Raw genomic sequence first — 23,521 nt, forward strand, 5'->3', positions numbered from 1 at the left:
GTCAATATGAAAAACAGTAAAGAGAAGAAGAAATTTATTATAAGTGGACTTTTACCATCCTTGATACTTTACACAATCTTCATGGTATATCCTGCAATAAGCGTCTTCTACGAGTCTCTCTTTAAGACCGGGGGCTTATCTGGTAAGAAAACTTTCGTAGGCCTAAATAACTTTAAGTTACTGGTAAAGGATAATAATTTTATTAGATCTTTTCAAAACACTATATTTTTGATAGTTATAGTTACAATTGTCACTATGTTTCTTGCCGTTGTATTCGCCTCAGTCTTATCTAGGGAAAAACTCAAAGGTAGGAATTTCTTTAGGATTATTTTCTACATACCTAATATCTTATCTATAGCTGTTATTGCATCTATCTTTGCAGCAATCTATGGAATGGATCAAGGACTTGTTAATGGATTTTTGAGATTGTTTAATGAAAATCATACCAACATTCCCCTCCTTGGAGATAGGATGTATGTAGTTTATTCCATTGCCTTTGCGATGATTTGGCAAGCGATAGGTTATTATATGGTAATGTATATGTCAACTATGAGTCAGATTCCTGAACATCTTTATGAAGCTGCAAACCTTGACGGAGCCGGAAGAGTAAGACAATTCTTTGACATTACCCTCCCACTCACTTGGGAAACAATAAGGACAACCCTAACTTTTTATGTAATTTCTAATATAAACATAGCCTTTCAGATTATAAAGGCCCTAACTGGCGGAGGTCCTGACGGAGCAAGTCTAACCCTTCTTAACTACCAATACGAACAAGCTTACACCAATTCATCTTTTGGATATGGTCTTGCTATAGGTGTTGTAGTTTTCCTTTTCTCTTTTATCCTATCAGCTATTATCCATAAGCTAAGCAAGAGAGATATTTTACAATACTAGGAGAATATTATGAAGAAAAAAGTAAATATTTTTAATATTTTTATATACCTATGCCTTGCCATATTCGCCCTATCTATTATTATCCCAGTAGCTTGGGTCTTTATGGCATCGGTTAAGACTAATCCAGAGTTTTATGGCAACCCTTGGGCCCTCCCTCTTGGATTCTATCTTGATAACTTCAAGGATGCTTGGTCTGCTGCTAATATGGGAGATTATTTTATAAATTCCCTAGTAGTTACAGCGACAGCCTTGGCCATACTTTTGATAATTGCTCTTCCTTTTTCCTATATCCTCGCTAGGATGAACTTTAAGGGAAGAAAGTTTGTAAATTCTTACGTAAAAGCAGGGCTTTTCATAAACCTATCTTATATAGTTATTCCTATATTCTTGATGGTAAGAAATGTTTCAAAATTCCTACCAACAAGCTTGTTAAATAATAGATTCGTCCTAGCCTTAATCTATGCTTCGACTGCTGTTCCTTTTACAGTTTATTTGTTGACCAATTTCTTTTCTGCAATCAGTAAATCTTATGAGGAAGCAGCCTATATAGATGGAGCAGGATACTTTAGGACAATGGTTGATATAATGATTCCTATGGCAAAACCTGCTGTAATTACAGTTATCTTGTTTAACTTTTTAAGTTTCTGGAATGAATATATCTTAGCCTTAACCCTAATGACAGATCCAGAAAAAAGAACCCTTCCAGTGGGCCTAATCAATCTACAACAGGCTGCAAGGGGAGCGGCAAATTACGGAAGATTGTACGCAGGACTTGTAATCGTTATGATACCAACACTTATTATTTATATACTAGTACAAAAACAACTCACTGAAGGAATGATGGTAGGAGGAGATAAAGGATGATTGATAAAAAAAGAGGAAGATTGACCCTTCCAAGCGAAGCTAACTTTTACGATGAAACTATTGAGATGCTAGAAAGACTAGGAGCAGATGCCATAAGAGACTCTGATGGAACCTATCTTCCAGAAGATATCAAAGACATAGAAGGAGTTGATATATACACAAACTTCTTCCCAAGCAGGGGCCATAATGACTTTGCAGAGACTGTTCCTTTTGAAAGATCAAGATATTTCTTGATAAGTGATTTTATAACAGCTACTGAAGATACAACTGAGATTTCTTTCCTAAAAGGCTACTATCCAGAACAAATCATAGCAGACTATGATTATGAGCCTAAAGACTGGTGGGAAGTATACGACAGGACCCTTGGAGAAGTCGTAAGTCGCGATGATTGGGAAGTAGATAAAGAGAAAAATATCGTAAGTGTGAAGACCATTCCTTACCATGTCTATACAGTAAACTTCCTAGCCTATGGCATTTGGGATCCAGTGCAGATGTATAACCACATCACAAATGATTGGGGCGATGAGGTAGCTCACCATATTCCTTTCGATGTAAGATATGAGAAATCGAGCAAGTTTGTTGAAGAAAATTTAGAAAATTGGTTAAAGGAAAATCCTAAGACAGATGTAGTAAGATTTACTACTTTCTTCTATCAATTTTCTCTGATATTTAATGAAGATGCCAAGGAAAAGTATGTAGACTGGTTTGGCTACTCAAATAGTGTTTCGCCAGAAGCTATACTAGAGTTTGAGAAAGAATACGGTTATAGGCTCACGAGCGAAGACTTCATAGACCAAGGCTTCTACAACAGCAATTACAGAATCCCTAGCAAGAGATACTTAGACTATATTGACTTCCAACAAAAATACGTGTCTAGCAAAGCCAAAAGACTAGTCGACCTAGTCCACAAATACAATAAAAAAGCGATTATGTTTTTGGGTGACCATTGGATTGGAACAGAACCTTACGGTAAGTATTTCAAAAATATAGGACTTGACGGAGTAGTAGGATCTGTAGGAGATGGAGCAACTCTTAGAATAATTTCTGATATAGATGTCCCAATGACAGAAGGAAGATTCCTCCCTTATTTCTTCCCTGATGAATTCTACGAAGGAAACGACCCATCAATCGAAGCAAAGGACAATTGGGTTAAGGCAAGGAGAGCCTTGCTAAGATCTCCCCTAGATAGGATTGGCTATGGTGGTTACCTATCTCTCGCATACAAGTTCCCAAAATTTATAGACTACATTACAAAAGTAGCTGACGAATTTAGAGAAATCCACGACATTTCTTCCAAGGCTACAGCTTACAAGTCATGCAAGGTCGCAATACTTAACTCTTGGGGAAAAATTAGAACCTGGGGAGCCTATGTAGTAGCCCACGGCAAATGGTTCAAACTAGGATACTCCTACAGCGGTATGATGGAAGCTCTTTCTGGAATGGATATGGAGGTTACTTTCATAAACTTCGATGATGTTAAGGCTGGAATTGATGATGATATAGATGTAATTATCAATGCAGGAGATGCCTACACAGCATTTTCTGGTGGAGATAGCTTCCTAGATCCTGAAGTTCTTACAAATCTTAGAAAGTTCGTCTACGAAGGTGGTGGCTTTATAGGAATTGGAGATCCAACAGCCTACCAACACCAGGGAAGGTTCTTCCAACTCGCAGATGTTATGGGAGTTGATGTAGAGAAAGGATTTTCTCAAGGCTATGACAGATACTTCACCAAGGAAATAGAAGATCACTTCATAACCAAAGACCTAGAAGACTATGTCTATGGCGAGGAAAGACCTAATGTCTATGCCACATCTGACAAAACTCAAATCCTAAAATATGCTAACAACGAAGTTCAAATGGCAGCAAATGAATACGGAAAAGGAAGGAGCTTCTATGCTATGGGACTTGCCTACAGCCTAGAAAATACCAGACTTCTAAAAAGAGCCATCCACTACGTTGCTCACAAGGAAGATGACTTAGAAAAATACTTTGCCAAAGACGTAAGGCTAGAAGTAGCGGCCTATCCTGATCTTTCTAAATATTGTGTCATAAACAATTCAACCGATGATGTCAAATCTATAGTTTATGACGGCAAAGGAAATAGTCATGAAGTAGAAATCGAAGCAGGCGATTTGATTTGGTTTGAGGAATGATTATGGATTATTATAAAAAGAGAAAAATAGACAATCTAATACTTTTAATATTGTTTGTAGTAGGTGTTGTTTTACAATTTCTAGGACATAGAAAAGCAGGATATGGACCACTTCTTATTCAATTCCTATCCCTTGCCATTTTGCTTTTAGTTTTATACCTATACAACAGAAGACACGCTTAGGAGGCTTATATGGCAGGATTAAAATTCGACCATATTTATAAAATATATGATAACAAATTTACCGCAGTAAAAGATTTTAACTTAGAGATAAAGGATGAAGAATTCGTAGTATTCGTAGGACCATCCGGCTGCGGTAAGTCCACAACTTTAAGAATGGTAGCAGGACTTGAAGAAATATCCAAAGGCGAGCTTTATATCGGAGATAAGCTCGTAAACAATGTTGAACCAAAGGATAGAGATATAGCCATGGTATTTCAAAACTATGCCCTCTACCCTCAAATGACAGTCAAAGAAAATATGAGCTATGCCCTAAGAATTGCAAAAGTTCCAAAAGATGCAATCGATAAGAAGGTAAAGGCTGCAGCAGAAGTTCTAGGTCTTGAAAACTACCTAGATAGAAAGCCTCAGGCCCTATCTGGTGGTCAAAGACAAAGAGTTGCCCTAGGCCGTGCCATAGTTAGAGACCCACAAGTTTTCCTAATGGATGAGCCCTTAAGTAACTTGGATGCCAAATTGAGAGTCCAAACAAGAGCAGAAATCTCAAAACTTCACGAACAACTAGATACAACCTTTATCTACGTAACTCACGATCAGACAGAGGCTATGACTATGGCAGATAGGATTGTAATCATGGAAGATGGGATAATCAAGCAAGTTGACAGTCCAGTCAATGTTTACTCCAAACCTGAAAACTTGTTTGTGGCAACTTTCATAGGATCTCCACAAATGAATCTAATTAATGGTAAAGTAATAGTAGAAGATGATAATTACTATATGGTAAACGATAATATCAAATTCCATATTTCAAAAACAAAGGGAGATCAAATAAAATCCAAGGGATACTTGAACAAGGACTTAGTTTTGGGTATAAGACCTGAGCATATTTACGGCGATTTTAGAAAGACCGAATCTTCTATAGTTGGCCTAGTCACCTTTATCGAGCTACTCGGTGCCCAACAATATGCCTATCTAGACGTAGCTGGCGAGAAGATTAATGCTGTTTTGAGCATGGATGAAAATTTGAGCAAAAACCAAGAACTTAAATTATACCTAGACGAGGAAAAAATGCACTTTTTCGACAAGGACTCCCAAGAAAACATTCTTCTATGAGAGGAGATTTCATGAAAAACGTACTAATAACTGGAGGGGCTGGCTATATTGGCTCTCACATAGCTGTGGAGCTTTTAGATAAAGGCTACAAGGTAAGCCTATACGATAACTTATCCAACTCTTCCAAGCTTGCTGTTAAAAGAGTCGCAGAAATTACAGGCAAAAGTCCTAATTTCTACGAAGCAGACATTCTAGATAAGAAAAGCCTAAAAGAAGTTTTTATAAAAGATAAAATAGACGTAGTAATCCACTGTGCAGCCCTTAAGGCTGTGGGAGAATCAGTCAAAAAACCACTAGAATACTATCATAATAATATCACTGGGACCCTAACACTTCTTGAAGTTATGAGGGATGTAAACTGCAAAAACATAATATTTTCTTCATCAGCAACAGTCTACGGCGATCCTGAAAGAGTTCCTATCACAGAGGACTTTCCAAAAGGCGAGTGTACCAACCCTTACGGCTGGTCTAAGTCTATGATGGAGCAAATTATGACAGACCTTCACACAGCAGATCCAGAATGGAAGGTAGTTCTTTTAAGATACTTTAACCCAATCGGAGCCCACAAGTCTGGAAAAATTGGTGAAGATCCAAAAGGAATCCCAAACAACCTCCTTCCTTATATTTCCCAAGTGGCTATAGGAAAGCTAGATCACTTGTCAGTTTTCGGTGATGACTACGACACCCATGATGGAACTGGAGTAAGAGACTATATCCATGTAGTAGACCTTGCCAAGGGCCATGTCCTAGCAGTAGATAAAATCGACGAGCTTAATGGAGTTGAGATCATAAATCTTGCAACAGGAAATGGCTACTCTGTCCTAGATGTGGTAAAGGCCTTCGAGAAGGCTAGCGGAAGAGATGTCCCTTACCAAATAGCACCTAGACGTGAAGGCGACATAGCCAAATGTTTTGCAGATGCAAAAAAAGCCGAAGAAGTTCTAGGCTGGGTCGCAGAAAATGGAATAGAAGAAATGTGCGAAGACTCATGGAGATGGCAATCACAAAACCCTAACGGATACGAACAAGGAGAGTAAAAATGAATACAACACTCGTAGTACTTGCAGCAGGAATAGGCTCAAGATACGGAGCAGGAATCAAGCAACTAGCAAAAATGGATGATAATGGCTATACGATCATAGACTATTCCATCTACGATGCAATGAAGGCAGGCTTTAATAAGGTTGTCTTTATCATAAGAGAAGAAATAGAAAAAGATTTCAAAGAAATAATAGGAAATAGAATAGAAAAAATCATCGATGTAGAGTACGCTTACCAAGATATGACCCTCCCTAATGGATTTGAAAGTCCAAAGGATAGGCAGAAACCTTGGGGTACAGTAGACGCTGTCCTTGCGACCAAAGACCTTGTAAATGAACCCTTCCTAATAATAAATGCTGACGACTACTATGGCAAGGAAGTCTTCAAAGACCTCCATCGCTTTTTAGTAAACCATGACGAGAAGGAAGATAATAAACTTCAAATCGCCATGGCAGGCTACAAGCTAAAAAATACCCTCTCAGACAACGGAACTGTAACAAGAGGAGTCTCAGTAGGAGATGATAATAACAAACTAAAAAACATAATAGAAACACACGAAATAAAACTAGAAGAAGACGGAACTCTTTCAAGCAAAGAGGGGCTAGACTCTGACCTACTCAATCTAGAATCCCTAGTATCAATGAACTTATGGGCCTCCTACCCAAGTTTCATAGACCTTTGCGAAAAACATTTCATAAAATATTTAGAAGAAAATAAAGATAAACTAGACACAGCAGAATACGTACTCCCTGATATGATAGGAGAGCTAATTGATGAAGATAAGGCAGATATAACAATACTTCCAACAGATGAAAAATGGATAGGCATAACCTACAAAGAAGACCTCTCCCCTGCCAAGGCATCATTTAAGAAAATGTTTGAAGAAAATCTTTATCCTGAAGATATATGGAAATAAAATCAAGCACTACTTTGCCAGACAGAGTAGTGCTTTTCTAATGGTTACTACATATAATACCTATAACTTTTATTATTTATTTTTTTATAAATCTCTTTTTTATTTTTTTTAGCAAAAACTTCTCAAATCTCACTTATTTTTCCAAAAATAACTTAAATATTTATTGCAATCTATCTAGGAAAATGTTAACATATAGATAGGTGGTAGTTACCATATCAGATTAACTTAAGGAGGCTTAGATGGTAAAGGAAAATAGTAAAGTAGAAGTTAAAAGAAATAAAAAGATTCCAAAAAAATTAATAGCAGCAGTTATTGGAATGGGAATTTTTTCTACTATGAACTACGGCCTAGTCTATGCTAATAGTTCAAACATCGATAGTAAGGAGGAAACTCCTCCATCAGAATATCAAGAAAGTCTTGAAAATAACGAATCTATTGACGAAGAAATCCCAAACAATCAAAATGAATCTAATGATGCAGATAATAAAAAAGATTTATTAGATGGTGAATCTCCAAAAGATGAAGCGGAAGAAGAAAATACAGAAAATCCTGAAAATATAGAAGATAAAGAAGACGAAGTCCTTGAAAATGAAGAGACAAAAAATGAACTCGCTCCTCAATCAGAAGAGAAAAAAGAAAAATCTGACAATTCAGAAAACGATTCCCTAGATCTCTCTCCTGATAATTCCCAAGAGATAGAAGAAAGCTCTGTCGGATCAAGCCAGAAAAAAGAAGTTATCGAATGGGAGAAAACTTCAAAAAACGGTGAAGAAGTAGAAGAAGTTATAGATGAAGGAGTTAGATACAATAAATTAGAATCTAACAAATCCAATGATAACGGCTTAAATACAGCCAACTACTCCAAGAAGGGCTTAGAATCTTCAAAAGAAGGAACAAACTTCAATATCAATTTTAAAGATATATCAAATCCTAAAGAAAGTAGATTCGGGGTCTTCCTAAACAGAGCTAAGGATAACAATTCAGCGATTTTTGTAGGCTATGATCAAGCAGGTTGGTTCTGGGAATACAAGCTTGACGGAAATGGCAGCTGGTATCAAGGTCCTAGGAAGGCTATACCTAAAATCAATGAAGAACAAAATCTAAATATTAGCTTAACTAAGGACGGGCAATTAAACGCTACTGTAAATGACGACAAGGCTTTTGATACATATGTACTTCCAGAAGATGTATGGGATAAGTTAAAGGAAAATACAGGACTTGAGTTAAAGCTCGGCCAATGGGGTAATCAGAAAACATCCATCTTAGTCAAAACTCAAGATCAAAATAACATTCCTAAGGAAGAAAGTAAGATCGATGAAGGAGAAGATTTTAACGATAGCAAAGCTTCCTACACCAATATCAAATCAGCTGATATGGATGTCAAAATCGACTCAAAATTCCCAAGAATCAAGGAATACACATACAAGGGAAGAACTCTTCCAGGAAATGAAGACTTCATAGACTCCCTCCGTATTAATGATATAGAAGTTACGCCAGATGTAGAATTTGAATTGATATCTGAATCCTCAGCTCGCTACAAGATGAAGGTTAAGGATGAAGAAAATAAAATCGACGCCGAAATTGATGCAGTAATTTCCGTTGAAGATAATGTTTTAGACTTTAAGGTCGAAAGAATCAAAAACAACAATGATATCAAGGGTGGAGAGAAAATAAGCGACAAGAGGCTCCTCCTTGAAAAAATAGATTTCGGTTCAAACAACCTTGTATCTGTATCATCAGATCATGAAGAGGCCAAGTTTGACGGAGCCAAAATGAATACAAACGTGAGGGTATCTGGCGATGTCCACATCGATGTTACTAATCCTCTAGAAAATTATAATGACAAAAATGAAGGATATATGTATGGCTTTGTATCCGATAGATACCTCGCAGCAGGTCTTTGGTCAAACTCTCAATACGACGAAAGTCTCAATGGAGGCAGAGCCTTTACAAGGATTAAGACAAATAAAGATACTTTCGGAAGGACTAACTACCTAGGCCTTGCCTCAAGTCCTTATTATTATCAAAGAGCCCATAACATGCGTGATGAAAACGGCAAAGAAACTGGCCAGTATTGGATTTATAATGAGAGAACCTGGAAAGAACTACCTCACTCTAAGGTTATCCTAACAGATGATTTAAATAATGACAAAAAGGTCGATTGGCAAGATGGAGCTATAGCCTATAGAAAAATCATGAACAACCCTATGGGTTCTGAATATACCAAAGATCTAGTTGCTCAAAGAATTGCGATGAACTTTGGATCCCAAGCTCAAAATCCTTTCCTAATGACCCTAGATAATCTAAAGAAGGTCTACCTTCACTCTGACGGTCTCGGACAAATGATTCTTCTAAAAGGATATGGATCAGAAGGTCACGATTCAGGTCACTTAAACTACGCTGATATAGGTAAAAGAATCGGTGGAGCAAGTGATATGAAGTATCTCTTAGAAGAAGGAAAAGACTTTGGAGCAAGGATTGGTATCCACGTCAACGCATCTGAAACATACCCTGAAAGCAAATATTTCAATCCAGAAAGACTAAGGAAAAACAGGGACGGTTCCTATGCCTATGGTTGGAACTGGATAGACCAAGGTATAAATATAGACGCAAGCTACGACCTTGCAGATGATAGATATGATAGATGGACTGACCTTAAAAATACTCTAGGTACAGATGCTCTTGACTTTATTTACGTTGACGTATGGGGCAACGGCCAATCAGGCGACAACCAAGCTTGGGCTACGCACACCCTAGCTAAAGAATTAAATGAGCATGGATGGAGAGCAGCCTTCGAATGGGGTTATGCTGGTGAGTACGACTCAACATTCCAACACTGGGCAGCTGATCTTACCTATGGTGGATATTCTCTAAAGGGTATCAACTCAAATATAACAAGATTCATCAGAAACCATCAAAAGGATTCTTGGGTTGGTAACTACCCTTCCTATGGAGGAGCTGCTATAAATCCTCTCTTGGGCGGTTACGACATGAAGGATTTTGAAGGATGGCAAGGTAGGAGTAACTACAGAAACTTTATCCAAACCTTGTATAAGACCAACCTTCCAAGCAAATTCATCCAACACTTCGAAGTGGTCGAATGGAAAAACGGTAAGCCAGTACTTATGTCAAACGATGGTTCTACCTACGAGTGGACTCCTGAAATGTATATAAGACTTAAAAACGATGACCATGAGCTAGAAATAAATCGTGTATCAAACGACTTTAACTCCGAAGGCTACAGACAAAGAACTATGACCCTTGATGGTAGGAAAATATTTAATGAAGATGGATCCTATCTTATTCCTTGGTATAACGACAGCAAGGGCGATAAGCTTTCTGACCAAGAAGAGAAGATGTATTTCTATAATCCAGCAAATGGCGCCAAGACATTTGACATGCCAGATGATTGGACAGGAAAAGCTTATGTATACAAGCTAACAGACCTAGGAAGAGTTGAAGAAAAAGAAATATCAATAATAGATGGAAAAATCACCCTAGATTTAGAAACAAACACTCCTTATGTTCTTTACAAAAATAAAATGGACCAATCTGATGAGCAAGTTAAGGATATGAATTGGTCTAGTGGAATGCACATCAAAGACACTGGTTTTAATAGTGGAAACCTAGACTCTTGGGACATAGAAGGAAATAGTGATAACTCTGTCAACATCGCAAGAAGCCAGGCAGATAATCCAATGCTTAAAATTGAAAACAATAAGGAAAAAGTAAAACTAAGCCAGAAGCTTACTGACCTTAAGCCAAACACAAGCTATGCTCTTTATGTAGGCGTTGACAATAGATCTGATTCAAGGGCTGAAATTAGTGTTGATACTGGATCAAAAGTTGTATCAAACTCTACCAATAGATCCCTTGCCCAAAACTACATCAAGGCCTATGAACACAATACACTCACAAATAATGCCACAGTTGATGATACAAGCTACTTCCAAAACATGTATGTATTCTTTACAACAGGTGATGATGTATCTAATGTAACAGTAACAATATCTAGAGAAGAAGGCGAAGGAGCAAGCTACTTCGATGGGCTAAGGCTAGTCGAAAATAATTCCAATATGTTTGATGAAAGTCATGATACTAAGGATTCTAAAGTTTTCAAACAAGACTTCGAAAACTCAGCCCAAGGTATCTTCCCATTTGTAATAGGTAATGTTGAAGGAGTAGAAGATAATAGAACTCACCTTTCAGAAAAGAACGATCCTTACACCCAAAGAGATTGGAATGGAAAAGTAATTTCAGATGTAATAGATGGAAACTGGTCACTTAAAACAAATGGTCTAGTTGGAAGAAATAGACTTCTCTATCAAACAATTCCACAAAACTATAATTTTGAGGAGGGCAAAACCTACCTAGTAGAATTCGACTACGAGGCAGGTAGTGACGGAACATACGCCTTTGTCATTGGAGAAGGAGAATACCAAGCAGGTAGCAACTACAAGATATACAGCCTAGGCAATACTTGGGAAAATAGCTCAAAGGCCAAAAGAGCAAAATTTTTGGTAGAAGGTGGCAATAACAGATGGATAGGAATTCTATCAACAAACAAGGGTGCAGATACCAAGGGTACTGGCGGAAATACAGCAAACTTTAGAGGATATCAGGACTTTATCTTAGATAATCTAACCATATCCCCTTCTAAGTTATCAGCTAATCTCATCTTAGATTCTTTCAAGTCTAATCTAGAAGAAAAGAAAAACTATGAGGACTATACAAAAGAAAGTGTAAACAACTATCAAGACGCCTTAAAAGAAATCGAGTTAGCAGATGGTAAAGAACTAACAGTTGAAGAAGCTAATAAGCTAATCGATGATTATGAGAAAGCTCAAAACGAACTAGAGAATATCAAAAAATCTATTGATGCTGGTGACATTGACTCATACGATGTTCCAAGCCAAGATAGGGCAAGCTCTATTCTTTCTGCTTTTGATAACAATGTATCTTCTATTTACCATTCACCATGGAATAGGTCTATAATGGGAGAAAAATTAGAAGTGACCCTCAAAAATCCTACAGAGGTAGTAAGTCTTGACCAACTACCTAGACAATCAGGTTCTAATGGTAGGATAAGAAACGCTAAACTTGAAATTATCGATGATAAAGACCAAGTTCATACTTTTGAAATCAAAGACTGGCCAAACTCACCAGCTTGGCAACAAGTTGACTTCGGTAAGCCTATAAATATGAAGAAATTTATCCTAACAGTGAACAATTCTCATGGTGGCTCTAAGGGTGAAAATGATATTTTCGTATCTGCTGCTGAGTTAAGATTTAACTTATATAAAATAGCTGAAGGATATTCTCAAACTACCGACTATCAAAAACTCAAGAAAGATTTAGAAGCTTATAAGGGAGAAGATCCTTATATTAGAAGACTATTAGATCATATAGACTATCTAGAAGCAAATGATTTAATCAACGAGAAAAGCGAAGCTGAAATTTACGAAATACTTTCTAGATTAAATGAAGCTTACAAGAAAGAATACGAGAAAAAACTAGAAGAAGCTAAGAAAGCCGCTATAGGAAAACTTGCCAAAAACAACATCAATTCCCCATTATTCATAGACAAAGTAAAAAGGGCTAACACCCTGGAAGGACTTAATAGTCTTGTAGATGAATTGTTAAAAGCAAGTGGAGAAAGTCCAGAGATAAAGCCTGAGGATGAAAATACTCCAGAACTTCCTGATGGCAAGAATCATGAAATCGATGAAGAAACTGATAAGGAAAAAGAATCTAAGGACTATGACTCTAAAGAAAAAGACCATAATTCCTTGGAATCAATACTTGACAAAATTAAAAAGAATGCCTTGGATAATTTAAAAAATCCAGAGATAAAGGAAGAAGCTGAATCAACAAATCCTGAGAAGGAAAAAGATAAGCTTAATAATTCTAACAAGGAAAATGCCAAGAATACAGATTCTTCTAAGCAAGTAGATAGAGAAAAGCCAGATGGCGATACATCCATAGAAAAAATCAGCCAAGTAAATGAAGCTAATAAGAAGGATTACAATATCCCACAAAAATCTGGAGATAAGGTTAAAACAGGTGTGGGGTCAATCACATCTGTAGCTCTAGGTCTTGTAGCTTCCATAGCAGGCCTATTTACTACAAGAAAAAAGAACGACTATAAATAATAAGAATTCTAATATAAATTTCATGCCCCTAATAGCTTACTGCTCTAGGGGCTCCTCCCTAAATATAAAGCTTCGAAAATCCTTGCTATAGTCTCAAATAAGCCCTATAATATTTGACAAAAGATATTTTCAAATTATAATATAGTCTATAAAATAAAGAAACAATTAAAAACAGAATTTATAAGGAGAAATAATGGCAGAGATAGAATTTACTAGAATTGACGACAGATTGCTCCATGGCCAAGTCGGCAGAGAATGGGTTAAATCTGAAGATTGTGATCTTATAGTTGTTGCAAATGACGAAACTTCAGAAGATAGACAAGCACAAAAGCTAATGAATATAGCAACACCTCTTTTCGCTGAAACTGTGTTTTGGACAATCGATAGGACTATAAAAGAAATCGAAGAAACACACGAAGACTCTAAGGCTCTTATCCTTGTTGAAAGTCCAGAAGATGCTTATAAACTTGTTGAAGCTGGTCTTAATATAAATTCAGTAAACCTCGGCAATATGAGAGAGCTTCCTGACAAAGATAAGATAAACGAAAATATCTATGTTGGAGATAAAGACAGAGAATATTTCAAGAAACTTCACGACAAAAACATTAGTATAGATATCAGAACCCTACATTCAGATAAGGCTCTTGACGAAAGCGTCTTATTCTAGAGATTAAAGCATGTTGGAAGAATTACGATTATCTTAAGTTATAGATTTATAGCTTAGGAATCATTCGTAGTCCCAACATGCTTTTTGCTTGCTTACTTTACAAATATTTGATGATTTTATTATAAATCGGTATTTATTTCCTCATTTGGGTAAAAACTTACTAAGTATAGAAAGGGAGGATTTAATGAAAGTTGTTATAGTTGGAGCTGTCGCCGCTGGAGCGACCTTTGCGGCAAGTCTAAGAAGGCTTAACGAGGATGTCGAGATAGTAATGTTTGAGAAGGATAGGGATTTATCCTTTGGTAATTGTGAAATCCCCTACTATCTTTCCCATGATATAGAAAATTCTTCATCCCTTGTAAATAGGACTCCTGAGTCTTTCGCTAGGGGTTATAATATTAGGGCAGAAAGGTTTCACCAAGTAATCTCTATAAATAGAGAGGAAAAATACGTAGATGTATTAGATAAGCTAAATAATAAGAAGTTTAAGGAAACTTATGATTATCTAATCCTTGCTCCTGGAACTAAGGAAAATCGACCATCATCTATCACAGGATACGAGTACGACCATGTTTTCTCAGTTAAAAACGTCGTGGATGTAGAAAAAATAAGAGAGTATATAGAGAAAAATGAAGTAAAAGAAGTCTTTGTAGCTGGAGGAGGCTTCGTTGCAATAGAGGCTGCAGAATCCCTCCACAAGCTTGATGGTCTAAATATCTCTATGCTTATAAGAAAGAACACCTCCCTTTTATCTATAATAGATATGGACCTTAAGGGCTTTATCAAAGATAATATTAGGGATAATGATATAAATATTATCGAAGGCAAGTCTCTTGTAGAAATCGGTAAAGATTATGTAAGATTCGATGATGATTCAAAAAATAAGGCAGATCTAGTAATACTTGCCCTAGGAGCAAGACCTTTTAGTGATCTTGCGGAAAAAGCAGGCCTTGACCTCGAAGATGACGGGTCCATTATGGTAGATGATAATTTTAGGACAAGCGATGAGGCTATTTTTGCTATAGGAGATGTTATTAATTCAAGAAACTTCCTTACAAAGAAAAAGACCAAGCTCAATCTCGCCTGGCCTGCCCATAGACAAGCAAAATATTTAGCGAAGTATCTCTTAGGAAAAAGGGCGACTCCTCCAGAATTTATCGGAACCTTCGCCCTAAGAAGTTTCGACTTAAATATCGCCATGACAGGGCTTAATGAGAAAAGTTTAGCCGATTCGGGCATAGCTTATAAGACTTGTCTTACCGCTCATAGAGACTCTGTTGGAATTATGCCAAATTCTAAGGCAATTTATCTTAAGCTACTCTTCGATGATAAAGACGGGAGAATCTACGGGGCTCAGGGCCTAGGTTACGGAGTAGTAGATAAGAGGATTGATGTAATAGCTAGTATGATTAAACAAAAGGCTACGATATATGACCTCTACGACCTGGAGCTTGCCTACCAGCCCCTACATTCTACTGTAGAGGATGCTACTAATGTCCTAGCAAATCAAGCCATTAATGTCTTCGAAGGGAGGCTTAAGGTTGTCAAAATCGATGAATTAATCGAATCGTATAAGGATTATAGGATCTACGACCTAAGAGATAAGGCCTCTTACGAAAAGGGCCATATCAAGGGTGTAATATCCCTTGCCGGAAAGGACTTAAGAAAGGACCACAATTTTCTACCAAAGGATGAGAAGATTATCTTTTATGACGCAAATGGAGGAAAGTCTTCAAATACTGTCAAAATGCTAGCCCATTACGGTTTTGATAATATCTATATTCTCGATGGATCTTTCGTCTATTTTGAAAAATATGACAAGATGATGGACTCTTCAATGATTGAAAAATAATATTTTGGAAAATGATACTAATTATGTATAATCCCACCAATTAAAAACTTAGCTTGAAATTTATTTTTAAATTTTTAGAAAAGTAAAATAAATCAACTCATAGAATTGCGGGATTTATCTTAAGCTCTTTATAAAGGGAACAATTATTAATTCTGTAAATAAGAATTTTCCCAATAAAAAAGCCTTACTGGATTTGAATTTCTTCTCCTCCATTAAGGCTTGATTTTTATGAGTGTTTTTTGGCAAAGTCTACAAAGGATCTGGTAGATTCTTCAAGAAAAATTCTAGTGTCATCTACTAGATTACACTCTTTGTCAAAGAGAGTGTGGATAGCTGGTATATAAACTTCTGGTTGGTTCATGGTAATTAAATTTACATATACAAAGCTCTGCCTTAGAGCATGATTTCCCATAGCTCCTCCAGTAGATCCCATGGAGGCAGAAAATACCGCCGCTACTTTCCCATCCCATAGGTTACCCCTTGGATCACGGCTTCCTATATCTATTACATTCTTAAGACTTGGTGCAAGGGAGCGATTGTATTCTGGAGTAAAAAAGATGTATCCGTCATATTTTCTAAGCTCTTCCCTAATCCTTGTATATTCCTCTATTGGATTTGCCCCGTCATCATCTTGATTGTAGAAGGGAAGGTAGGATATATCTATGATCTCCGCTTCATTTCCTTCATCTATAATCTTTTTTGAAATCTCTGCAAGCTTTCTGTTAAACGATCCCTTTCTTAGGGAACCTACTAATAGTCCTATTTTCATCTTGTCTCCTTAATCATCAAATTCTAAATCATCTCTAATGAATTGGCCTTCTCTTAAATCCTTAAAGGCTTCTTCTAGTTCTTCTTCGCTATTCATCACTATTGGTCCAGCCCAAGCTACTGGCTCATTTAGGGCTTTTGTTCTGATAAAGAGGACCTGAGCGAAGTCTCCAGCATTTTTGATTGTGACCCTATCTCCATTTGTAAGCTTAGCGGCAGTCTTTTCTTCTATCAATTCATCTCCGATAGTAATCTGTCCAAGAAGGGTAAAGACCATAACCGAATCATCTTCCCCAGTCTCTAGGCTTATTTCTCCAAACTTTTCTAAATGAATATCATAATAATCGAGAGGAAGATGCTCTCCCCTAAATCCCTTATGATCTTCAAACTCCCCTGTCAAAAGACGAATTTTTCCGCTATTAATTTTGATTTCTTCTATATCCTTACTCCTTATGGCGTGGTAGTAAGGCTTGGAGAACTTATCTCTTTTTGGAAGATTAAGCCAAAGCTGAACTCCCAAAAGTCTTTCGGCTGCAGGGACTTTTTCCTCATGAAGGATTCCGCTTCCTGCATTCATCCACTGGACTTCCCCGTCAGTGATAGAATCTTCATTGCCTAAGGTATCCTTGTGGACCATCTTCCCCCTAGATAGGTAGGAAATTGTCTCTATTCCCCTGTGTGGGTGGAGGGGAAAGCCTGCCGTATAATCGTCTGGATTTGTACTGTCGAAGGAATCTAGCATGAGAATTGGGTCAAATTCACCTATAGTTTGGTTTGACAGAACCCTTACCAGGCTTACTCCAGCCCCATCCTTTGTTCTAAATCCCTTTACTTTGCTTTTTACTTGTCTATTTGCCAATATTTGCTCCTAATTTTTTTAGAAGGCTAAGAAGAGTTGCTGTTTCCTCTTCGCTTAAGTCCTTCATATAATCATATATCATCGCCTCATTTTCCGGGATGACCTTCTCTATCACAGCCCTTCCCTCATCGGTTAGGGATAGGATAGAAATCCTCTTGTCGTTCTCATCTGTCTTTCTTTTTACATAGCCCATCTTCTCAAGATTTTTAACTACGAGAGAAATAGTCCCCACACTTGATAAAATTGCCTCTCTCACCTCTCCTATAGATAGGTTTCCCTTAGAATACAAGGCTTCTAGGACCATAAACTGACTGAAGGAGAGTCCGTATCTCCTTCCTATATCTAGTGTCCTCCTATCGAGTTCCTTGACATTTTTGTGAAGGCCTATGAGTATCTTTAGCTTATCTTTTTCCATATTAACTCCTCAAATATATCTAATTAGATATATTTAACTAGTAATGTTATACCCAAAGTTTTATTTATTAAGCATCTATTTAAAAAGCCCCTCTATCCTTATTGGACTTAGGGGCTAGCTTAGTTAGAGAATAATTTTCTCTTATCTATATTTTTCTATTTATGGCTCAATATTTTATAAATTTATTTTTCTCTAAATGTCTTAGGTATTGGCCAAGCCTTTCGTATAAGGGCTCTGCTTTTTCTCCGTAGATTTCCTTTAGGATTTCTCCTATATCTTCTATGGAATTTTGCCCGTTTATGGCTTCCCAGACTGTATTTCCCATTCCTTCTAGCCTTACTCTTGTAATTTTAGGCTTATGCCAGATTTTCTGGGCAAGTCTGTGGTTTAGGCCTGTGTGGACCATGAGGATGGTATAGATTTTACTTTCCTCATCATAGTCATAGTCCACGTTTTTCTTTGGGATTTTCCCTAAATCAAGCTTCATTTTTGCCCTTCTTTAAGGCTCCTCTTGCCTTGCTATAGATTAGTATGCCTAGTAGGACAAATATCACTACAGAGGCTTCTTGGCTTAAGGAAAATTTATCAGAGATATTGATAAGATCTGCCAGAGTCTTGCCTTTGACAGGAATTAGGGCAAAGACTGCTAGAATTATTCCCATGATTCCTTCTCCAGCAATAAGACCTGCTGAGTAGAGGGTTCCTCTTGTCTCTGCATCCTTTTTCTCTTCCTTACTTGCCTTGATCTTATCTACAGCGATTCTTACAAGACCACCGAACATTATTCCAAGTGATGTGTTGATAGGTAGGTAAAGGCCTATAGCAAAAGGTAGGACTGTTACTCCCAAAAGCTCTACCATAATAGCTATAAAGCTTCCTACAAATACCAAGTTCCAAGGAAGGTCATTGTTCATAACTCCTTCTACTATCATCTTCATAAGCATGGCTTGAGGAGCTGGAAGGTCCTTTGTTCCAAAACCTATAGATTTGTTTAGTATCCACAAAACTCCACCTATGGCAAGGGATGAGGCGAGAACTCCTATAAGCTCGCCGATTTGTTGGTATCTTGGGCTTGCTCCTACTATATAACCTGTCTTTAAATCTTGTGAGCAGTCTCCTGCTATAGCAGCTATTACACAAATTATAGTTCCTATAGATATCGCCGCTATCATTCCGTCATGGCCTACAAAGCCTGTTAGTCTTAGAAGAAGGGTTGCAATTAAGAGAGTCGCTATGGACATTCCTGATACAGGGTTATTTGAAGATCCTATTATTCCTACCATCCTTGATGAAACTGTAGCAAAGAAGAAACCAAATATTACTATAATCAAGGCACCAAAGAAGTTCAGTGGTGAAGAAGGCATCATAAACATCAATACTATTGCAATGATTACAAGAATTATGGATGTCTTCATAGAAATATCAGCATCAGATCTATCCTTACTCTGGGATGAATCTCTGCCCTTAAGGTCCTTAATAGAATCCTTAAAGGATTTAATAATCATAGGAAGGGACTTGATCAAAGATATAATTCCTCCAGTAGCAACAGCTCCTGCTCCTATATATCTGATGTAGTTTGACCATAGGTCAGATGGGCTAAGACTTGCTATCTCTGCTGGGCCAAAGGCGTGAAGCAGTGGCATAAGTACAAGCCAGGCAAGGATTCCTCCTGAAAGCATTATAGCGTCGATTTTAGGCCCTACGATATAGCCTACACCCATAAGGGCTGGAAGGGCATCGAAACCAAGGGCAGTTCCTCCAAAGTTTTTAGTAGATATTTCATAGCTTACCCCTTCTGGGAAGACCTTAAGTCCATTTGCCAAAAACTTATAGATAGAAGCAAGGCCCAAGCCCTTAAATACTACGCTTGAGTCTTGTCCTCCTGCCTCTCCTGCCTTAAGTACTTCTGCGCAGGCTCTTCCTTCAGGATATGGTAAGATTCCATCTTCCTTAACGATAAGTGCCCTTCTTAGAGGAATCATAAAGATAATACCCAATACTCCCCCAATCAAGGTCAACATCAAAATATTTAAATACGATATATAGTGACTATCTCCCCACTCTGCTTCCCACAAGAAGGCTGCTGGAAGGGTAAAGATGGCTCCTGCTGCAAGAGACTCTCCCGCAGATCCTATTGTTTGAACGAGGTTGTTTTCGAGTATAGAATCACGCTTTAAGATTTTTCTAACTATACCCATAGAAATAACAGCCGCTGGTATTGATGCAGATATGGTAAGACCTACACGAAGTCCCAAATAAGCATTGGCAGCACCAAATACTATGGCTATTATAACTCCCAAGACTACAGCCAAGGGAGTAAATTCTCTAAGTTTCTCAATTTCTTTTTCTTTTTTCAAAATAACTCCTTATAAATGTAAAATTATTCACTCCTTGCAAATAATTTCCTAGAACAAATTAAAGGTGTCAATCATATGACACATTATTAAGTATACCGCTAAAATAAATATTTAAAAATATTAATATAAAAACATAAAAAGCCAATAAAAAATCTCCCTGTCTTAAGCTTAACCATAAGCCTAAAACAAGGAGAATCTTCTAGTCTTCTTTATCTTCTTTATTTTTTAATTTTCTAATCCTAACAGCCTTGATTCTATTATCTTCTATATAGAGGATTTTGATCTCGTAACCATTGTAATCAAAGGACAGCTTGGAGTCTTCTTCCGGTATATAGCCAAGCCTGTCTATAATAAAACCTCCCAAGGAATCGTAGTTTTCGTTATCTTCATCGATACCTATATTTATCTTCTCATTTAGGTCCTTGATACCTACAGAAGCCTTGACTACGAAGACATCTCTGCCATTTTCCTTGATTTCTGGAATATCATAGTCGTAGGAATCATCTATATCCCCTACAATTTCTTCTATCAAATCTTCCATTGTGACAACCCCAGAAAATCCACCGTATTCGTCTATCAAAATCGCCATATGGATATGTTTTTTCTGCATATCGGAAAAAAGCTTGTCGGTTTCTATCTTATCTGGTGCAAAGTAGGCAGGCCTTATGATTTCCTTGATCTCTACATTTTTAAGCCCTACTTTTGTCGCCTCAAGGAGGAAGTCTTTGGTATAAACAATGCCCAAGATATTATCTACTTCCCCGTCATAGACTGGAATTCTCGCATGCTTTATCTTGACAAACTCTTCGAGATACTCCTTGTCCTTATCATTTATATCGATCATAAAGACATCAGTCCTTGCTGTCATAATCTCTTCTGCAAGTAGGTCGTCGAAAGCCATTATGGAATGAATCATCTTAGACTCCATGGGTCTTAGGATTCCCTGATCTTCACCTATCTGGACAATTGATTTAATCTGCTCGCCTGTAACTTGCTTTTGTATATTTTTAGCCTCTATGCCAAATATATTCATAAATAAATTAGTCACAGCTGTAGTAAAGGCCACAATAGGTCTTGTAAGAACCATGATAAGCTTAGTGATTCCCGTAGCCATTTTGGTAATCTCCATTGGAAATCTTACACCAATTCTTTGGGGAATTTTGTCTACAAATATCAGCTTAAGAATGGTATACACCACTATAGCTACTATAGTCACCCATCTTTCTGATAAGATTCCTCCCCAAAAATACCCATCATAGCTCACTTCTCTAAGCCTTTTTGCGAAGTAAGCTATGGTTAAAAGAGAAAATATTATATTTGCTATTTCAAAGGATTGATTGAGCCTATCCTGATTTGATAAAATCTTAAGGACAGATCCTGCCTTCTCATCTCCATTTAGAGAATCCTCTTCTAACTTTGATGTGTTAAGGCTAATAAGTCCTGTATGAATTGCTGTAAATACTCCATTTATAAAAAGCAACAATATTATACTAAGCGTTGTGATCAAGCTATGGTAGGGTCCAGTTTCCATCTATTTTTCTCCGTTCTTTCTTTATCTTATCTAATATAGACTATATACATAAAAGCTTTCCTTGTCAAAGGAGAAAATTCCTCCTAAGCCCTCTTTTTTAAGACAAACATAAGACTTAGGATAACTATAATCCCAAAGGCTAAAGGAAGAACAAAAGAATGGGTAAAGCCTGCTATGATATAGGCAATCGATGCTACTGCTGCTACAGTCAAACCATAAGGCAGTTGGCTTTTGACATGGTCTAGGTGAACGCAACCTGCTCCAGTTGATGACATTATAGTCGTATCTGATATTGGAGATAAGTGGTCTCCACAAACTGATCCTGAAAGAGTTGCAGATATAGCTATTAAAAATATAGGATCATGAGAGTCAAACATGGACACAACTATTGGTATTAGTATACCGAAAGTCCCCCAACTTGTTCCTGTAGCGAAGGCTAAAAATATTGCAACAACAAATATAACTACAGGAAGGAACGAGCTTAAGCCACTTGCTGCATTTTCCATAAGACCTCCAACAAAGTTGGTAGATCCTAGAAGCTCGTTTGAAATATTTTTTAAGCTTGTCGCCATAGTTAAGATTAATATAGCAGATACCATTGATGAAAATCCTTCTGATACTGAGTCCATTGACTTTTCAAATGATATTACCTTCCTTACCACAAAAAATATTATGGATATGATCAAGGCCACAATGGAACCCATAGCAAGGGCTATAGATGAGTCAGTATTAGCAAAGGCATTTACAAAATCGTGATAGTAAGGACTTGCAGTATCGAAAAATCCTCCCACATTGATTAAGCTTAGTACACAAGATACTATAAGGACTAGGATTGGAAAGACTAAGTCTATTACAGCCCCTTCTCTATTTACCTTGCTATGATCGATTAGCTCTTCCTTTCTGATACTGATATCCCCTGTCGTTTGGGCCTTTTGTTCATAATCTTTCATTGGACCGTAGTCATTATTAAAAGCAATTATACAAACTACAAAGAATAAGGTTAAAAGAGAATAGAAGTTAAAGGGAATTGCCTTTACAAAAAGTTCTATTCCTGAGTAAGTTCCTGATTCTGCATAACCTGAAACTGCCGCAGCCCATGAAGATATAGGTGCTATCATACAAACTGGGGCTGCTGTTGCATCGATTATGTAGGCAAGCTTAGCCCTTGATACCTTGTGAGAATCTATAATTGGCTTCATCACAGACCCACTTGTTAGACAATTAAAGTAATCATCTATAAAAAGCATAATGCAAAGGAAAAATGTCGCAATCTGTGATTGTTTCCTGTTCTTAATCTTGGAGTGGGCCCATTTACCAAAGGCACGTGATCCTCCAGAATAGTTTATTAGAACTACCATTATTCCCAAAACTACAAGGAAAATATAGATTCCTGAAGTCTGTGAGATCGATTCGATAAAGCCTTCGCTTACGATATTATCTAAGAATTTTGCAACAGAACCTTTAGATCCTAGGATCGCTCCTATTGTTATCCCCAAAAATAAGGAAGAGAAAACTTCCTTAGTAAAAAGAGCTATAAAAATAGCTACGACTGGTGGAAATAAGGACCAGATACTAGAATAGGTATCCACTCCTGTTTTTGAAATATATATACTGAGACCTATAGCCAATATAGCAAAGACTAGGGCCGGTTTTGATTTTTTATTTTCCATAAAACCCCTCAATTTTCTAATATGTAAAAATATCTAGCTGACTTTTTGCCAAAAAGATATTTTCCGCGCAATCTATACTATACT

Annotated in this window: 17 protein-coding genes; 10 read left to right on the forward strand and 7 right to left on the reverse strand. The window is 37.2% G+C overall.

What is annotated here, in order from left to right:
* Positions 1 to 6 precede the first annotated feature (6 nt).
* The 10 genes from APRE_RS08535 (at position 7) to APRE_RS08580 (ending at position 15,837) form a co-directional block, all read left to right on the forward strand.
* A complete protein-coding gene (locus tag APRE_RS08535) occupies positions 7 to 897 on the forward strand; it encodes a carbohydrate ABC transporter permease (RefSeq protein WP_015778583.1) in 891 nt (296 codons plus the stop codon).
* 9 nt (positions 898 to 906) lie between these two features.
* Positions 907 to 1,761: a carbohydrate ABC transporter permease gene (locus APRE_RS08540; RefSeq protein ID WP_015778584.1), complete on the forward strand. Its 855-nt coding sequence runs from the start codon at positions 907 to 909 to the stop codon at positions 1,759 to 1,761.
* Positions 1,758 to 3,917, forward strand: a complete 2,160-nt coding sequence (gnpA, locus tag APRE_RS08545; RefSeq protein ID WP_015778585.1) for a 1,3-beta-galactosyl-N-acetylhexosamine phosphorylase — start codon at positions 1,758 to 1,760, stop codon at positions 3,915 to 3,917. The genes APRE_RS08540 and gnpA overlap by 4 nt, the downstream gene beginning before the upstream one ends.
* Positions 3,918 to 3,919: 2 nt before the next feature.
* Positions 3,920 to 4,099 carry a DUF6903 family protein gene (locus tag APRE_RS08550; RefSeq protein WP_015778586.1) on the forward strand — a complete coding sequence of 60 codons (180 nt, stop codon included), beginning with the start codon at positions 3,920 to 3,922 and terminating at the stop codon, positions 4,097 to 4,099.
* A 9-nt stretch (positions 4,100 to 4,108) separates the two neighbouring features.
* Complete coding sequence (locus tag APRE_RS08555) at positions 4,109 to 5,209, forward strand: ABC transporter ATP-binding protein (RefSeq protein WP_015778587.1); 1,101 nt, start codon at positions 4,109 to 4,111, stop codon at positions 5,207 to 5,209.
* An 11-nt stretch (positions 5,210 to 5,220) separates the two neighbouring features.
* On the forward strand, positions 5,221 to 6,246 hold the full coding sequence (galE, locus tag APRE_RS08560) for a UDP-glucose 4-epimerase GalE (protein ID WP_015778588.1): 1,026 nt from the start codon (positions 5,221 to 5,223) through the stop codon (positions 6,244 to 6,246).
* Between the two features lie 2 nt (positions 6,247 to 6,248).
* Positions 6,249 to 7,166, forward strand: a complete 918-nt coding sequence (locus APRE_RS08565; protein WP_015778589.1) for a sugar phosphate nucleotidyltransferase — start codon at positions 6,249 to 6,251, stop codon at positions 7,164 to 7,166.
* A gap of 239 nt (positions 7,167 to 7,405) precedes the next feature.
* Positions 7,406 to 13,318 carry an endo-alpha-N-acetylgalactosaminidase family protein gene (locus APRE_RS08570; RefSeq protein ID WP_015778590.1) on the forward strand — a complete coding sequence of 1,971 codons (5,913 nt, stop codon included), beginning with the start codon at positions 7,406 to 7,408 and terminating at the stop codon, positions 13,316 to 13,318.
* A gap of 193 nt (positions 13,319 to 13,511) precedes the next feature.
* Positions 13,512 to 13,985 (forward strand): PTS sugar transporter subunit IIB, encoded by a 474-nt coding sequence (locus APRE_RS08575; RefSeq protein ID WP_015778591.1) that lies wholly within the window; start codon positions 13,512 to 13,514, stop codon positions 13,983 to 13,985.
* A gap of 184 nt (positions 13,986 to 14,169) precedes the next feature.
* Positions 14,170 to 15,837 carry an FAD-dependent oxidoreductase gene (locus tag APRE_RS08580; protein WP_015778592.1) on the forward strand — a complete coding sequence of 556 codons (1,668 nt, stop codon included), beginning with the start codon at positions 14,170 to 14,172 and terminating at the stop codon, positions 15,835 to 15,837.
* Positions 15,838 to 16,063: 226 nt separating this feature from the next.
* On the opposite strand, the gene APRE_RS08585 is transcribed toward APRE_RS08580, so the two are convergent.
* The 7 genes from APRE_RS08585 to APRE_RS08615 all read right to left on the reverse strand — a co-directional run bounded on the left by APRE_RS08585 (position 16,064) and on the right by APRE_RS08615 (position 23,437).
* The gene (locus tag APRE_RS08585) at positions 16,064 to 16,606 is read right to left on the reverse strand and encodes an NADPH-dependent FMN reductase (RefSeq protein ID WP_015778593.1); all 543 of its coding nucleotides are present in this window, start codon (positions 16,604 to 16,606) and stop codon (positions 16,064 to 16,066) included.
* 9 nt (positions 16,607 to 16,615) lie between these two features.
* Complete coding sequence (locus APRE_RS08590; RefSeq protein ID WP_015778594.1) at positions 16,616 to 17,464, reverse strand: pirin family protein; 849 nt, start codon at positions 17,462 to 17,464, stop codon at positions 16,616 to 16,618.
* Positions 17,454 to 17,879 (reverse strand): MarR family winged helix-turn-helix transcriptional regulator, encoded by a 426-nt coding sequence (locus APRE_RS08595; protein ID WP_015778595.1) that lies wholly within the window; start codon positions 17,877 to 17,879, stop codon positions 17,454 to 17,456. The genes APRE_RS08590 and APRE_RS08595 overlap by 11 nt, the downstream gene beginning before the upstream one ends.
* Before the next feature lie 166 nt (positions 17,880 to 18,045).
* Positions 18,046 to 18,366 carry a PqqD family protein gene (locus APRE_RS08600; protein WP_015778596.1) on the reverse strand — a complete coding sequence of 107 codons (321 nt, stop codon included), beginning with the start codon at positions 18,364 to 18,366 and terminating at the stop codon, positions 18,046 to 18,048.
* Positions 18,356 to 20,236, reverse strand: a complete 1,881-nt coding sequence (locus tag APRE_RS08605; protein ID WP_015778597.1) for an OPT family oligopeptide transporter — start codon at positions 20,234 to 20,236, stop codon at positions 18,356 to 18,358. The genes APRE_RS08600 and APRE_RS08605 overlap by 11 nt, the downstream gene beginning before the upstream one ends.
* A 199-nt stretch (positions 20,237 to 20,435) precedes the next feature.
* Entirely contained in the window at positions 20,436 to 21,767 is a 1,332-nt protein-coding gene (locus APRE_RS08610; protein ID WP_015778598.1) for a hemolysin family protein, read from the reverse strand.
* A gap of 83 nt (positions 21,768 to 21,850) precedes the next feature.
* On the reverse strand, positions 21,851 to 23,437 hold the full coding sequence (locus tag APRE_RS08615; protein WP_015778599.1) for a Na+/H+ antiporter NhaC family protein: 1,587 nt from the start codon (positions 23,435 to 23,437) through the stop codon (positions 21,851 to 21,853).
* Between the last annotated feature and the right edge of the window lie 84 nt (positions 23,438 to 23,521).

The sequence above is a fragment of the Anaerococcus prevotii DSM 20548 genome (assembly GCF_000024105.1).
GTDB lineage: Bacteria > Bacillota > Clostridia > Tissierellales > Peptoniphilaceae > Anaerococcus > Anaerococcus prevotii.

Bases quoted from the DNA above. Each gene is read 5' to 3' on its own strand.
- APRE_RS08595 (WP_015778595.1), bottom strand. From the start codon at position 17,879: ATGGAAAAAGATAAGCTAAAGATACTCATAGGCCTTCACAAAAATGTC.
- APRE_RS08580 (WP_015778592.1), top strand. From the start codon at position 14,170: ATGAAAGTTGTTATAGTTGGAGCTGTCGCCGCTGGAGCGACCTTTGCG.
- APRE_RS08575 (WP_015778591.1), top strand. From the start codon at position 13,512: ATGGCAGAGATAGAATTTACTAGAATTGACGACAGATTGCTCCATGGC.
- gnpA (WP_015778585.1), top strand. From the start codon at position 1,758: ATGATTGATAAAAAAAGAGGAAGATTGACCCTTCCAAGCGAAGCTAAC.
- APRE_RS08540 (WP_015778584.1), top strand. From the start codon at position 907: ATGAAGAAAAAAGTAAATATTTTTAATATTTTTATATACCTATGCCTT.
- APRE_RS08570 (WP_015778590.1), top strand. From the start codon at position 7,406: ATGGTAAAGGAAAATAGTAAAGTAGAAGTTAAAAGAAATAAAAAGATT.
- APRE_RS08550 (WP_015778586.1), top strand. From the start codon at position 3,920: ATGGATTATTATAAAAAGAGAAAAATAGACAATCTAATACTTTTAATA.
- APRE_RS08585 (WP_015778593.1), bottom strand. From the start codon at position 16,606: ATGAAAATAGGACTATTAGTAGGTTCCCTAAGAAAGGGATCGTTTAAC.
- APRE_RS08615 (WP_015778599.1), bottom strand. From the start codon at position 23,437: ATGGAAAATAAAAAATCAAAACCGGCCCTAGTCTTTGCTATATTGGCT.
- galE (WP_015778588.1), top strand. From the start codon at position 5,221: ATGAAAAACGTACTAATAACTGGAGGGGCTGGCTATATTGGCTCTCAC.
- APRE_RS08600 (WP_015778596.1), bottom strand. From the start codon at position 18,366: ATGAAGCTTGATTTAGGGAAAATCCCAAAGAAAAACGTGGACTATGAC.
- APRE_RS08610 (WP_015778598.1), bottom strand. From the start codon at position 21,767: ATGGAAACTGGACCCTACCATAGCTTGATCACAACGCTTAGTATAATA.
- APRE_RS08565 (WP_015778589.1), top strand. From the start codon at position 6,249: ATGAATACAACACTCGTAGTACTTGCAGCAGGAATAGGCTCAAGATAC.
- APRE_RS08535 (WP_015778583.1), top strand. From the start codon at position 7: ATGAAAAACAGTAAAGAGAAGAAGAAATTTATTATAAGTGGACTTTTA.
- APRE_RS08555 (WP_015778587.1), top strand. From the start codon at position 4,109: ATGGCAGGATTAAAATTCGACCATATTTATAAAATATATGATAACAAA.